This window comes from Lysobacter lycopersici (assembly GCF_007556775.1).
GTDB classification, from domain to species: Bacteria; Pseudomonadota; Gammaproteobacteria; order Xanthomonadales; family Xanthomonadaceae; genus Pseudoluteimonas; species Pseudoluteimonas lycopersici.
Genome location: NZ_CP041742.1, coordinates 1,424,265 through 1,437,500 on the forward strand (window position 1 = coordinate 1,424,265; position 13,236 = coordinate 1,437,500).

The following is a 13,236-nucleotide window of genomic DNA, read 5'->3' on the forward strand; positions in this document are numbered from 1 at the left end:
CCGGCATGGACGACGACGACGCCCTCGCCCAGCTCCGCGCCCTCTCCACCCGGATCGAGGCGCTGGTCGAGCGCACGCGCCAGCTGGCCGAGGAAAACCGCAGCCTGCGCCAGCAGCAGGAACAGCTGAGCGGCGAGCGTTCGCAATTGCTCGCGCGCAACGAACAGGCGCGCACCCGGGTCGAGGCGATGATCGCGCGGCTCAAGTCGCTGGAACAACACACATGAGCGAGTCCGCCGACGCGGTCAGCATCCGCGTGCTCGACCGCGAGTACACGGTCGGCGTCAAGCCGGAGGAACGCGACAGCCTGCTCGCCGCCGCGCGCCTGCTCGACCAGCAGATGCGCGAGATCCGCGGCGCCAACCGCATGGCCGCGATCGACCGCGTCGCGGTGCTCGCCGCGCTCAACTTCGCGCACGAACTGCAATTGCTGCGCGATTCGCGCAAGGGCCACGACCGCGAACTCGCGGCGACCATCGGCGACCTGCAACGCAAGCTCGACACCCTGCTCGGCAGCTGAACGCGTCGCGCCATTCGCGCCGACGAATGGATGCCAATGCAACTGCGCCGCGGCTATACTGCCCGCGCGTGTCCTCTGCCGTGTTCGACGGCATGCGCAAACATTCGCCTTGTCCCTTAATGACGACCACGGGGACGCGACGGAAGCCGGGTGTGCAAGTCCGCCACGAGCGGGAAGCCCGATGGCCCCCAAGCGTTTCCACTTGAACCCCGGGTTCAAGGTCGTTTCGCAGGCATCGGCATGGCGGAGGATGCGATCTATCTCGCGCGCGGGCATCTTCCCCGCGCGGCTACAATGCGGCATGCCCGCCGCGTCCGCTTCGACGACTCCCCGGTGAACACCGATCGCGACCAGCTGCGCCGCGAACTGCGCGCGCGTCGCCGCGAACTGCCGGCCGCGCAACGCATCGCCGCCGCCGATGCGCTCGCCGCGCAGTTGCTCGCATTGCCGTTCGCGCCCGAACGCGGCTACGTCGCCGGTTACTGGGCGATGGATGGCGAAATTGCGCTGCACGCCTGGCAATTGAAGCTTCCACGCAGTTGCGTCTACTGCCTGCCGGTACTCGCCGACGACGAGCTCCTGCGCTTCGCGCCCTGGCGCCCGGGTGATGCGCTGGTCACCAACCGCTTCGGCATTCCGGAACCGGACATCGAACCATCTTCGGCACTGCAGGCGGGCGACATGGACTTCGTCGCGATGCCGCTGGTCGGCTTCGATGCGCACGGCACGCGCCTGGGCATGGGCGGCGGCTGGTACGACCGCAGTTTCGCCTTCCGCCGCGAATCGCCGGCGCCGCCGTGGCTGGTCGGCGTGGGTTTCGAAGCGCAGCGCGTGGATTCGATCGACCTGCACGATTGGGACGTGCGCCCCGATGCCACCTGCACCGAAAGCGCGATCTACCAATGACACCCGCCAAGCATGCCCATTCGAGCAGGCGCCGGAGCCGAACCCGCATGCCACCGACTCCCCCTCTCCCGCTTGCGGGAGAGGGATGGGGAGAGGGTGCACACGCCACGTTCATGACCACCACCGGAGACCTCGCGTGAGCCGCAAGCGCCACTGGCTGATGAAGACCGAACCGGACGCGTTTTCCATCGATGACCTCAAGCGCGTCGTCACCGAACCGTGGAACGGCGTGCGCAACTACCAGGCGCGCAACCACATGCGGCAGATGCAGCCCGGCGATGGCGTGCTGTTCTACCACTCCAGCTGCGAAGTGCCCGCCATCGTCGGCACCGCGACGGTCGCGAGCGAGCCGTATCCGGACCCGACCCAGTTCGATCCGAAATCGGATTACTACGACGCGAAAAGCACGCGCGCCGAACCGCGCTGGTCGCTGGTCGACGTGAAGTTCGACAGGAAGCTCAAGCGCGCGATCCCGCTGGAAGAGATCAAGCGCCACGGCGACGCACTCGGCGAAGGTTTCGCCCTGACCCAGCGCGGCAGCCGCCTGTCGGTGATGCCGGTCACCGCCGCGCAGTGGAAGTTGTTGTTGTCCCTCGAATGATTTTGTGGGAGCGGCCTCCGGCCGCGATTGCTGTTCCGTCATCCTTGGTCGCGGCTATAAGCCGCTCCTACAAGAGCATAAACCCCATGTCCGAAGCCAAGAAACTCGCCGCGGAAAAGGCCATCGACTACGTCGAGGACGGCATGATCGTCGGCGTTGGCACCGGCTCCACCGTCGCCTACTTCATCGACGCGCTCGCGGCGTGGAAGCACCGCATCGCCGGCGCAGTGTCGAGTTCCGAACAGAGCACCGCGCGGCTGAAATCGCACGGCATCGAGGTGATCGACCCCAACGTCGCCGGCCCGCTGCAGCTGTACGTCGATGGTGCCGACGAATGCGACCCGCACAAGCGCCTGATCAAGGGCGGCGGCGCGGCGCTGACCCGCGAGAAGATCATCGCCGAGGCCAGCGACAAGTTCGTCTGCATCATCGACGCGAGCAAGCAGGTGCCGGTGCTCGGCAAGTTCCCGCTGCCGATCGAGGTGATCCCGATGGCGCGCAGCCTGGTCGCGCGCGAACTGCTGCGCATGACCGGCGGCCAGCCGGTGTGGCGCGAGGGCGTGGTCACCGACAACGGCAACTGGGTGCTGGACCTGCACAACCTCGCCATCACCGACCCGGTGGGGCTGGAACGCGAACTCAACCAGATCCCCGGCGTCGTCAGCGTCGGCCTGTTCGCGCGGCGGCCGGCGGACGTGGTGATCGTGGGTGGAGAGCCGCCGAAGGTGCTGTAGCGCGGCGTTCCTATTGGGGGGCTTTTGTGGGAGCGGTTTCCAACCGCGACCAGTGCTTGCCTTGAAAAGGCAGTCGCGGTTGGAAACCGCTCCCACAGAAGCTCTCACAATGTAGAAAACTTTCAATCCAGCCCGAATTTGCACCACCAGTGCGGATACTCGCGAAAATCCTCCACCAATCCCGCGCGTACCGGGTTCTTCAGGCAATAACCGATAGCCGCTTCCACCGCCTGGTCCGATCGCAGCGCCCGATCGTGGTATCCGGGCTGCCACAGCGGCCCGCCCGAGCGAGTTTCGGCCCGATTGATTGCAAGCGCAGCATGGCGCTTGATGCCGTGCATCAATCCACCCAGCGACCCATGTCGCAGCACGGCCACCAGATGGAGATGGTCCGGCATCACCACAGCCGCCAGCAACTCCATCCTGCCTTCGCGGACTAGCCAATGCAGTGCATCCAGAACGATGTCCGCGGCCTCGGGATTGGCGAAACGCGCCTGCCGGCCATTGCAGCAGGTAGTCAGCAGATAGCACCCGCCCACCTCGCTGCGACGCCCGATGCGCAGTCGGTGCGAATGCGGTTTGTCGTCCATGTCCGGCAATGTCGCCGGCGGAGCAGGAGCCGATGATCGGCTTAATTCTGTTGATTGCCTCGGGAAAACCCGAAAAAGCTCGCGATCGGCTTTTTGTGGGGCGGTTTCTGTGGGAGCGGTTTCTGTGGGAGCGGTTTCCAACCGCGACTGCTCTTTCAAGGCAAGAACTGGTCGCGGTTGGAAACCGCTCCCACAAGAGCAGGGCCTACAACAGCAGTGCCCTCAAAAGCCTGAGCTATTTCCCCTTCCCTTCTCCGAGCGCGGCAACCAGCTCCCGCACCAGCTTGCGCTGCGCGGGTGGCAAGGCGAGGAAGGCATCCATCATCGCGCGGTCGGGCGCGGTCATCGCTTCCCACGCGGGCCTGCCCTCGCCCACCCGTGGTTTCCTTCCGCCGAAACGCAGGAAATGCGGTTCGACCGAGAAGAGCCCGGCCAGGACCTGCAGCTTGTCCTGCGCGGGAATCGCCTTGCCGTTGAGCCAACGGGAGGCGGTCATTTCCGATACGGATGCGCCTTCATAGTGGCTGTTGAATGCCTTGTGCAGTTCGCCAGGACGCGGCTTGTAGCCCGCCTTCTCCATGGCCTCGGCCAGACGCCGAGAAAACGCTTGACGCTCGTCATTCATGGCTCCGGAAGGTACGAACCCCCGCCGGGCGGGATTCACGTATCGAGTTAGTCGTGCTTAACTTATCGGGTTAATCACGAACCCGATGCGTTAATGCCGCTGCTGTCCTGGCACAACCGCGACCAAGACCTGACCCGTGCGGCACTGGCGCCTTACCGGCTGCTGGAGCCGGTGACGGGCCTGTCTTATGGCGAGCCGGATGCGCCGAACATGCTGATCGAGGGCGACAACCTCGATGCGCTGAAGGCGCTGTTGCCGTATTACGCGGGGCAGGTGAAGTGCGTGTTCATCGATCCGCCGTACAACACGGGCAGCGCGTTCGACCATTACGACGACAATCTTGAGCATTCGACGTGGCTGTCGACGATGTATCCGCGATTGGAGTTGCTCAAGCAGCTCCTTGCCAAAGATGGGCACATTTTTGTCCAAATCGACGACAACGAGATGGCTTATCTCCAAGTCGTCATGGACGAGATATTTGGCCGACCCAATCGCGCGATAAACATCGCGGTGAAAATGAGTGAGCTCAGTGGCGTGAAGATGAAACATGTCGACAGGAAGCCGCCAAAGCTCAAGGAGTACATCCTCGGCTACCGCGCCACACCGGCTGGTCGACTCCGCCCGGTGAAGAAAGCGAAGAATCCAGAGAATCTCGAAAAATATCTCCGCTACTACACGAATTTCATCGAAAACCCAGAAGACGACGTCGAAGAATGGGTCGTCACCTCGATCAAGGAACACCTCTTATCTGAAGGCGTGGAGCCGACGGAGGAAAACATCCGGGAATTTCAACTTCGCGAAGCCGAACGCGTCGTGTATCGAACCAACAATGCGCTTCTGGCTCGACAGAAATTCCATACTCGAACAGCGAAAGTGATTTCACCCACAGGCATCGAATATGTGTGGTGGGAAGGGAAGCAAATGCTGTTCCTCTCTTCCTATACCGAAGAGTATCTGGGCGATTTCTGGCCAGATATCAGCACCATCAATCTCAACAAAGAAGGCGGCGTTGATTTCAAGCGCGGTAAGAAGCCGGAAACATTGCTTCAACGCATACTCGAGATGTGCACCAGCGAAAGCGATCTCGTCCTCGACAGTTTCCTCGGCAGCGGCACGACCGCCGCCGTCGCGCACAAGATGGGTCGGCGCTGGATCGGCATCGAAATGGGCGACCACGCCCGCACGCATTGCCAGCCGCGGCTGAAGAAAGTCGTCGACGGCGAGCAGGGCGGCATTTCCGAAGCCGTCGGCTGGAAAGGCGGCAGCGGTTTCCGCTTCTACAAGCTCGGCGTGCCCGTGTTCGACCAGGACGGCCACATCGACGAACGCATCAAGTTCGAACAACTCGCCGCGCATGTCTGGTTCGCGGAAACCGGCACGCCGCGCTCCACACGCGCGAAGAAGGACGCCTTCCTCGGCGAACACGGCGGCACCGGCTACTACCTGCTGTTCAATGGCATCCTCGGCGACGAACGCAAGACCGGCGGCAACGTGCTGACCAGGCGCGTGCTGCGCTCGCTGGCGAAATTCGACGGCCCGAAGGTGATCTACGGCGAAGCCTGCGACCTGTCCGCCGAACAACTGCGCGAACTCGACATCGCGTTCCGGCAAACGCCCTACGACATCCAGGCGCGCTGACATGGCCCTCGCCCTCAAACTGTACCAGCGCCGCGCACTCGAAAGCCTCGAAAAATTCTTCGAGGCCGCGCGACTCGGCAATGCGGCCGATGCATTCGCGGCCTGCGTCGACGAGGGCCTGCCCGAAACCTACAAGCCCATGCCCGGCCTGCCCGCCGTGCCCTACGCCTGCTTGCGCATTCCCACCGGCGGTGGCAAGACCGTGATGGGCGCGCACATCATCCAGTCCGCGGGACGCGCGTTGCTGGAACGCGAATTCCCGTTGGTCATGTGGATGGTGCCGACGACGCAGATCAAGACGCAGACGCTGGAAGCCTTCCGCGATCCGCGCCATCCCTATCGACAGGAACTCGACGGCGCCTTCGACGGCAAGGTCGCGGTGTTCGACGTGGCCGACTTCGCGCAGATCCGTCCGGCGGACATCGGCACCAAGGTCTGCGTCGTCATTTCCACCGTCGCTGCGTTGCGGGTGACGGACAAGGAAGGCCGCAAGGTCTACGAACACCACGAAGACCTGGAAGTGCATTTCGCCGGCAGCACGCGCGATCTTGGCTACCTCGACAAGGGCGCGGACGGCAAGGCCGTGGCCTCGTTTGCCAACCTGCTGAAGCTGCACGGCCCGCTGGTGATCATGGACGAAGCGCACAACGCGACCACGCCGCTGTCCTACGCCGTCTACGAACGCCTCGGCCCGCGCGCCGTGGTCGAACTGACCGCAACCCCGGATGTTTCCAGCTCCAACGTACTCGCCAGCGTCTCTGCCTTCGAGCTGAAGGCCGAGAACATGATCAAGTTCCCGGTGGTGTTGAAGGAACACAAGGACGACTGGCATGCGGCGGTGAGCAGCGCGGTCGCGCGGCGCAAATCGCTGGCGAAGACTGCGCTGGATGAATCGGAATACATTCGGCCGATCCTGCTGGTGCAGGCGGAAAGCGCGCGTGGTGCGGCGACCGTCGAGGAAGTGAAAAAGCACCTCGTCGACATTGATGGCGTCGACGAAAAGGTCATCGCCATCGCCACCGGCGACCAGCGCGAGATCGACGGCATCGACTTGTTCGCCAGGGATTGCCCGATCGAAGTCGTCATCACCAAGCAGGCGCTGAAGGAAGGCTGGGACTGCTCCTTCGCCTACGTGTTCTGCTCGGTGGCGCAGGTGCACAGCGACAAGGACATCCAACAACTGCTTGGCCGCGTGCTGCGCATGCCGTACGCCACGCGTCGCCGGCAGGACGCGATGAACAAGGCTTACGCGCACGTCGTCACCGACAGTTTCGGCAAGGCCGCCGGCGAGCTGACCCAATCGCTGCTCAGCATCGGCTTCAATCCGCTGGAAGCCGCGGCCGCGATTCGCCGCGAAGCGCCGCAGCTGCCGCTGCGGGGCGGCGAGACAACACCGGCGCCTCCACCGACCACGCGCATCGAAGTTCGCAAGGAACCCGACCTGTCCGGCGTTCCCGCCCGCGATGCGGAGCGCGTCGTTTTCAAGTCGAACGAAGACGGAAATGGCGGGGTCGTCGAAATCACAGGCGAAATCCAGCCGGAAACGGTGGAAGCCATCGTCCTGACCGCGCCGCCGAGCAAGCGCGACGAACTGGCCGCGAAAATCGAGCACCACCTCGACCTGGCCGCTGCCGCCAAGGCACCGAGCGAACTCGGCAAGGAATTCCGTGTCCCGCGGCTGTATTCGATCGAACAGGGCGAACTGGAACTGATCGATCGCGGCATGGTCGCCGCGGGCTTCGAATGGGATTTGCTCGCCAGCCCGCCCGACCTGTCCAGTTTCCGCTTCAACGACGACAGCATGACCTTCGAGGTCGATCTCGACGACCACACGGTGCACTACCACCAGGTGAAGGATGACGTCGCGACCTACCTGCCGGGCTTCGCCCAGGATCGAACCGACACCGACCTGATCGGATGGCTCGACCACGAGATCCGTGACCCATCGATCCGGCAGCCGGTATTGCGTGAATGGCTGCATCGCGCCGTGCGCAACCTGCTCGATGAGCGCGGCTTCTCGCTGGCGCAGTTGCTGAAAGGGCAATTCATCCTTCGCCGCAAACTGGAAGAGCAGTTGTTGCAGGCGAAGGATCGCGCTTACCGACAAGGCTTCCAGCAGGCGCTGTTCGATAGTGGATTGGAGATCGTTGCCAGCGATGAGCCTGGACACGCCTTCACCTATCCCGCCGACATGGCGCTGTACCCGGCACATTCGTATTACGCAGGGGCTTACCGCTTCCGCAAGCACTACTACCCGATCCCCGGCGACCTGAAGAATTCCGGCGAGGAATTCGAGTGCGCGCAGCAGATCGACCTGCTCGATGACGTCGAATTCTGGGTACGCAACCTCGTGCATCCATCGCAGTTCTGGATGCCGACTTCGAAACAGCGTACCTATCCGGATTTTGTCGCGAAGTTGAAGGACGGCCGCCTGTTCGTCATCGAATACAAGGGTGGCGATCGCTTTACCGCGGACCAGGAGAAGGAAAAACGCTTGGTGGGCGACCTCTGGGCCAAGCACAGCGACGGCAAGGGCCTGTACCTGATGGCGCAGATGACCGACGACAAAGGCCGCGGCGTGCGCGAGCAATTGCTGGCTGCGATTGAATAATCGGTCGCGGCCGAAGCCGCTCCTACAAACGCTCGCGTCTCCACCCGCGAGACGCCATCCGGCTATTAGTGAAAACGTGAAATTCGCGCCGGCCGCGGAGACGCGCCGGCCGGATACTGCGTTCCCATACCGGGTCGTTCCGATGACGCTGCGCTGCCTGTACGTCGATTTCAACTCCTTCTTCGCCTCGGTCGAACAGCAAGACCGGCCGGAATTGCGCGGACAACCGGTCGGCGTGGTGCCGGTGCAGTCGATGACCACCTGCTGCATCGCCGCCAGCATCGAAGCCAAGGAACACGGCATCCGCACCGGCACGCTGGTCAGCGAGGCAAAGGGGCAATGCGCGGATATCGCGCTGATCGAAGCGCGGCCCGAGCGCTACATCGAAGTCCACCATCGGTTGATGAATGCAATCCAGGATTGCATTCCGCATGGCAAGGCCGCGTCGATCGACGAAGTACCGTGTTGGCTGATTGGTCGTGAGCGCCAGCGCGACAACGCCATCGAAATCGCCCATCGCATCAAGCGGCGCATCGCCGAGGATTTCGACTGGATCAAGTGCTCGATCGGCATCGCGCCGAACCAGTTCCTGGCCAAGACCGCTTCCGACATGCAGAAGCCGGACGGACTGACCGTGCTGGAACCGACCGACCTGCCGCATAAGCTGCACGCCCTGGAATTGCGCGACCTGTGCGGCATCGGCCCATCGATGGAGCGGCGTTTGCATGCGGCCGGCATCGATAGCGTCGAGAAACTGTGCGACGCCAATCGCGAGCGCCTGCGCCTGGCCTGGGGCAGCGTGGAGGGCGAGCGTTACTGGATGCAGTTGCGTGGCCATCACTTCGCACGGCCTTCCGCTCAACGCGGCTCCATCGGCCATTCGCATGTGCTGGGGCCGGAACTGCGCCATTTCGAAGGCGCGCGCTCGGTGCTGTTCAAGCTGCTGGCCAAGGCGGCGATGCGCCTGCGCGCCCGCGACCAGGACGGGCAAGGTCCGTTCCTCACCCGCGGCATGGCGATCCGCCTCCGTTTCGTCGGCCTCGACACGCGCTTCGAACGCGACCTTCAGTTCGCCCCCATCGACGATACCCCGACCTTGTTGCACCTGCTGGGCGAACAGTTGGCGCAATTGCAACGGCACATCGCCACGAAACGCTGGGATCCGAGGCGCCATCCGCCATTGTCGGTGGCGGTGACCCTGGTCGGATTGGAAGAACGCGGCCATGTGACCGGCGAACTGATGGCCGCGCGCCAGCGTGATCGCGACATGAGTGGCGTGGTCGATCGCATCAATCGGAAATACGGCAACAACTCGGTCTATTTCGGAGCGATGCATTGCGCGCTGGACAAGGACGCCGCGCCGATGCGGATCCCGTTCCAGCACGTGCCGGAAACCGGACTCGAACGCGACGTGAGACCGCGCAATGGATTCCGTCGCGCTACCGGATCCGACACCAGCCACGAGCTGTACCTGCTACGCGAACGCCAGTTCAAGGTGCTGGCGGAGAACACCCACCGCGAACGTGCGCAACGGCACCGCCCTTCCGGCGCGGGCGGCTGGAGTGCGGCGCCCCACGCGCACATCGCATCGCTGCAAGCGTCGCTGTTCTGACCGCGCAAAGAAAAACCCCCAGCCGAGGCTGGGGGTTTTGGGTAAAGACCCTGGCGATGACCTACTCTCGCATGCTGAGTGCACACTACCATCGGCGCGTGCGCGTTTCACTTCCGAGTTCGGAATGGGATCGGGTGGTTCCACGCAGCTATTGTCACCAGGGAGACGGTGGAGCGTCGCCAGCTTTCCGAACACGCAGGAAAACGGCGCCTGTCTCGCATAGGTAACTCGGGACGTAGACAAGTCTTGCTTCGAACCCCGACGCGTCGTCGAGTCCAAGGCCACTTGAGGTTATATGGTCAAGCCACACGGATCATTAGTACAGGTTAGCTCAACGCGTTACCGCGCTTACACACCCTGCCTATCAACCACCTAGTCTTGATGGTTCCTTCAGGGGGCTTGTGCCCCGGGAGATCTCATCTTGAGGCGCGCTTCCCGCTTAGATGCTTTCAGCGGTTATCGCTTCCGAACATAGCTACCCGGCAATGCCACTGGCGTGACAACCGGAACACCAGAGGTTCGTCCACTCCGGTCCTCTCGTACTAGGAGCAGCCCCTCTCAAATCTCCAACGCCCATGGCAGATAGGGACCGAACTGTCTCACGACGTTCTGAACCCAGCTCGCGTACCACTTTAAATGGCGAACAGCCATACCCTTGGGACCGACTACAGCCCCAGGATGTGATGAGCCGACATCGAGGTGCCAAACTCCGCCGTCGATATGAACTCTTGGGCGGAATCAGCCTGTTATCCCCGGAGTACCTTTTATCCGTTGAGCGATGGCCCTTCCATACAGAACCACCGGATCACTAAGTCCTACTTTCGTACCTGCTTGATCCGTCGATCTTGCAGTCAAGCACGCTTATGCCTTTGCACACAGTGCGCGATGTCCGACCGCGCTGAGCGTACCTTCGAGCTCCTCCGTTACTCTTTGGGAGGAGACCGCCCCAGTCAAACTACCCACCATACACGGTCCCCGACCCGGATCACGGGCCCAGGTTAGAACGTCAAGCACATCAGGGTGGTATTTCAAGGTTGCCTCCACGACAGCTAGCGCCATCGCTTCAAAGGCTCCCACCTATCCTACACAGACGAACTCAACGTTCAGTGTAAAGCTATAGTAAAGGTTCACGGGGTCTTTCCGTCTTGCCACGGGAACGCTGCATCTTCACAGCGATTTCAATTTCACTGAGTCTCGGGTGGAGACAGCGCCGCTGTCGTTACGCCATTCGTGCAGGTCGGAACTTACCCGACAAGGAATTTCGCTACCTTAGGACCGTTATAGTTACGGCCGCCGTTTACCGGGGCTTCGATCAAGAGCTTCGCCTTGCGGCTGACCCCATCAATTAACCTTCCGGCACCGGGCAGGCGTCACACCCTATACGTCCACTTTCGTGTTTGCAGAGTGCTGTGTTTTTGATAAACAGTCGCAGCGGCCTGGTTACTTCGGCCTCCCCCAGCTATTAACCAGAAGAGGCGCACCTTCTCCCGAAGTTACGGTGCTATTTTGCCTAGTTCCTTCACCCGAGTTCTCTCAAGCGCCTGAGAATTCTCATCCTACCCACCTGTGTCGGTTTACGGTACGGTCTGTGCAAGCTGAAGCTTAGGAGCTTTTCCTGGAAGCGTGATATCGGCAGCCTAGCCCTAATGGGCCGGTCCTTGGTCTCAACGTTGCGCTCCCGGATTTGCCAAAGAGCACCGCCTCAACCCTCTCACCGGGACAACCAACGCCCGGCCTGCCTAACCTTCTCCGTCCCTCCATCGCACTTGCACGAGGTGCTGGAATATTAACCAGCTTCCCATCGACTACGCATTTCTGCCTCGCCTTAGGGGCCGACTCACCCTGCGTCGATTAACGTTGCGCAAGGAAACCTTGGGCTTTCGGCGTGCGGGTCTTTCACCCGCATTATCGTTACTTATGTCAGCATTCGCACTTCCGATACCTCCAGCAGACTTCTCAATCCACCTTCACCGGCTTACGGAACGCTCCTCTACCGCGCATCACAAAGTGATGCACCCCAAGCTTCGGTTTACCGCTTAGCCCCGTTAAATCTTCCGCGCAGACCGACTCGACCAGTGAGCTATTACGCTTTCTTTAAAGGGTGGCTGCTTCTAAGCCAACCTCCTGGCTGTCTGTGCCTTTCCACATCGTTCACCACTTAGCGGTAATTGGGGACCTTAGCTGTGGGTCTGGGTTGTTTCCCTTTTCACGACGGACGTTAGCACCCGCCGTGTGTCTCCCATGCATTCCGTCTCGGTATTCGGAGTTTGCCATGGTTTGCTAAGTCTCAATGACCCGCTAGCCATAACAGTGCTCTACCCCCGAGAGGATTCACATGAGGCGCTACCTAAATAGCTTTCGAGGAGAACCAGCTATCTCCGGGTTCGATTAGCTTTTCACTCCTAATCACAACTCATCCCCGTCTTTTGCAACAGACGTGGGTTCGGGCCTCCAGTTGATGTTACTCAACCTTCACCCTGGCCATGACTAGATCACCCGGTTTCGGGTCTACTGCCCGCGACTATGCGCCCTTATCAGACTCGGTTTCCCTTCGCCTCCCCTATACGGTTAAGCTTGCCACGAACAGTAAGTCGCTGACCCATTATACAAAAGGTACGCAGTCACCCTTGCGGGCTCCTACTGCTTGTACGCACACGGTTTCAGGATCTATTTCACTCCCTTCACCAGGGTTCTTTTCGCCTTTCCCTCACGGTACTGGTTCACTATCGGTCGGTCAGGAGTATTTAGCCTTGGAGGATGGTCCCCCCATGTTCAGACAGGGTTTCACGTGCCCCGCCCTACTCAATTTCATCTGCGTGGCCCTTTCGCATACAGGGCTGTCACCTTCTATGGCCGGCCTTCCCAGGCCGTTTTGCTAGAACCATGCAGACTTTTGGGCTGCTCCCCGTTCGCTCGTCGCTACTCAGGGAATCTCGGTTGATTTCTTTTCCTACGGTTACTTAGATATTTCAGTTCACCGCGTTCGCCTCGTGCAGCTATGTATTCACTGCACGATACCCTTGCGGGTGGGTTTCCCCATTCGGACATCGCCGGATCAAAGCTTGTTGCCAGCTCCCCGACGCTTTTCGCAGGCTACCACGTCCTTCATCGCCTCTGACCGCCAAGGCATCCACCGTGTGCGCTTATTCGCTTGACCATATAACCCCAAGTCGCCTCAGAGTTACGTTGATTGCGAATATCAACGACATTCAAATGTTAGGGGCTCGAAGCCCCCGCCTTAGCCTCAACGACACGTCTGGATCGATTCGATTCAAACGCTCGCTACGTCCCGAGTTTTCAAAGAACGCGAAGCCGGCTTCAACGCCGGATCGCTTCAAATCTTTAAGTGTGCGTGTTGACATCCAGGGTGGTGGGTCTGGGAGGACTCGAACCACCGGC

10 protein-coding genes, 1 tRNA gene, 2 rRNA genes and 1 other RNA gene (1 of these 14 cut by a window edge) are annotated in these 13,236 nt (G+C 61.4%); 9 read left to right on the forward strand and 5 right to left on the reverse strand.

Going from position 1 to position 13,236, the window contains the following annotated elements; translation table 11 throughout:
• The first annotated feature begins 5 nt into the window (after window positions 1–5).
• The 6 genes from FNZ56_RS07160 (at window position 6) to rpiA (ending at window position 2,761) form a co-directional block, all read left to right on the forward strand.
• Window positions 6–227, forward strand: a complete 222-nt coding sequence (locus FNZ56_RS07160) for a TIGR02449 family protein (protein WP_143879181.1) — start codon at window positions 6–8, stop codon at window positions 225–227.
• Window positions 224–520 (forward strand): cell division protein ZapA, encoded by a 297-nt coding sequence (locus FNZ56_RS07165; protein WP_143879182.1) that lies wholly within the window; start codon window positions 224–226, stop codon window positions 518–520. Before FNZ56_RS07160 ends, FNZ56_RS07165 begins: the two co-directional genes overlap by 4 nt.
• Window positions 521–589: 69 nt before the next feature.
• Window positions 590–774, forward strand: a non-coding RNA gene (gene ssrS / locus FNZ56_RS07170) — 6S RNA.
• Window positions 775–814: 40 nt separating this feature from the next.
• The gene (locus FNZ56_RS07175) at window positions 815–1,426 is read left to right on the forward strand and encodes a 5-formyltetrahydrofolate cyclo-ligase (protein ID WP_185970683.1); all 612 of its coding nucleotides are present in this window, start codon (window positions 815–817) and stop codon (window positions 1,424–1,426) included.
• 85 nt (window positions 1,427–1,511) lie between these two features.
• On the forward strand, window positions 1,512–2,027 hold the full coding sequence (locus FNZ56_RS07180) for an EVE domain-containing protein (RefSeq protein WP_143879184.1): 516 nt from the start codon (window positions 1,512–1,514) through the stop codon (window positions 2,025–2,027).
• Between the two features lie 86 nt (window positions 2,028–2,113).
• Window positions 2,114–2,761, forward strand: a complete 648-nt coding sequence (gene rpiA / locus FNZ56_RS07185; protein ID WP_143879185.1) for a ribose-5-phosphate isomerase RpiA — start codon at window positions 2,114–2,116, stop codon at window positions 2,759–2,761.
• A 122-nt stretch (window positions 2,762–2,883) separates the two neighbouring features.
• Here rpiA and FNZ56_RS07190 read toward each other — a convergent pair whose 3' ends face one another.
• Window positions 2,884–3,351: an REP-associated tyrosine transposase gene (locus tag FNZ56_RS07190; RefSeq protein ID WP_143879186.1), complete on the reverse strand. Its 468-nt coding sequence runs from the start codon at window positions 3,349–3,351 to the stop codon at window positions 2,884–2,886.
• Between the two features lie 235 nt (window positions 3,352–3,586).
• Window positions 3,587–3,976, reverse strand: coding sequence for a transcriptional regulator (locus FNZ56_RS07195; protein ID WP_143879187.1), 390 nt, complete (start codon window positions 3,974–3,976; stop codon window positions 3,587–3,589).
• Between the two features lie 93 nt (window positions 3,977–4,069).
• On the opposite strand from FNZ56_RS07195, the gene FNZ56_RS07200 reads away from it, so the two are divergent.
• The 3 genes from FNZ56_RS07200 (at window position 4,070) to FNZ56_RS07210 (ending at window position 9,837) form a co-directional block, all read left to right on the forward strand.
• Window positions 4,070–5,614 carry a site-specific DNA-methyltransferase gene (locus tag FNZ56_RS07200; protein WP_143879188.1) on the forward strand — a complete coding sequence of 515 codons (1,545 nt, stop codon included), beginning with the start codon at window positions 4,070–4,072 and terminating at the stop codon, window positions 5,612–5,614.
• Between the two features lies 1 nt (window position 5,615).
• Window positions 5,616–8,225 (forward strand): DEAD/DEAH box helicase, encoded by a 2,610-nt coding sequence (locus FNZ56_RS07205; RefSeq protein ID WP_143879189.1) that lies wholly within the window; start codon window positions 5,616–5,618, stop codon window positions 8,223–8,225.
• Window positions 8,226–8,367: 142 nt separating this feature from the next.
• Window positions 8,368–9,837: a DNA polymerase Y family protein gene (locus FNZ56_RS07210; protein WP_143879190.1), complete on the forward strand. Its 1,470-nt coding sequence runs from the start codon at window positions 8,368–8,370 to the stop codon at window positions 9,835–9,837.
• Window positions 9,838–9,885: 48 nt separating this feature from the next.
• Here the strand turns inward: FNZ56_RS07210 and rrf are convergent.
• From rrf to FNZ56_RS07225, 3 genes are all read right to left on the reverse strand, one after another.
• Window positions 9,886–9,999: ribosomal RNA gene (gene rrf / locus FNZ56_RS07215) — 5S ribosomal RNA — on the reverse strand.
• Window positions 10,000–10,132: 133 nt separating this feature from the next.
• A 23S ribosomal RNA gene (locus FNZ56_RS07220) occupies window positions 10,133–12,994 on the reverse strand.
• Window positions 12,995–13,205: 211 nt separating this feature from the next.
• Window positions 13,206–13,236 (reverse strand) — tRNA-Ile (locus FNZ56_RS07225); it runs 46 nt beyond the window's last position.

Bases quoted from the DNA above. Each gene is read 5' to 3' on its own strand.
- FNZ56_RS07165 (WP_143879182.1), top strand. From the start codon at position 224: ATGAGCGAGTCCGCCGACGCGGTCAGCATCCGCGTGCTCGACCGCGAG.
- FNZ56_RS07205 (WP_143879189.1), top strand. From the start codon at position 5,616: ATGGCCCTCGCCCTCAAACTGTACCAGCGCCGCGCACTCGAAAGCCTC.
- FNZ56_RS07160 (WP_143879181.1), top strand. From the start codon at position 6: ATGGACGACGACGACGCCCTCGCCCAGCTCCGCGCCCTCTCCACCCGG.
- FNZ56_RS07210 (WP_143879190.1), top strand. From the start codon at position 8,368: ATGACGCTGCGCTGCCTGTACGTCGATTTCAACTCCTTCTTCGCCTCG.
- FNZ56_RS07175 (WP_185970683.1), top strand. From the start codon at position 815: ATGCGGCATGCCCGCCGCGTCCGCTTCGACGACTCCCCGGTGAACACC.
- FNZ56_RS07195 (WP_143879187.1), bottom strand. From the start codon at position 3,976: ATGAATGACGAGCGTCAAGCGTTTTCTCGGCGTCTGGCCGAGGCCATG.
- FNZ56_RS07200 (WP_143879188.1), top strand. From the start codon at position 4,070: ATGCCGCTGCTGTCCTGGCACAACCGCGACCAAGACCTGACCCGTGCG.
- FNZ56_RS07180 (WP_143879184.1), top strand. From the start codon at position 1,512: ATGGGGAGAGGGTGCACACGCCACGTTCATGACCACCACCGGAGACCT.
- rpiA (WP_143879185.1), top strand. From the start codon at position 2,114: ATGTCCGAAGCCAAGAAACTCGCCGCGGAAAAGGCCATCGACTACGTC.
- FNZ56_RS07190 (WP_143879186.1), bottom strand. From the start codon at position 3,351: ATGGACGACAAACCGCATTCGCACCGACTGCGCATCGGGCGTCGCAGC.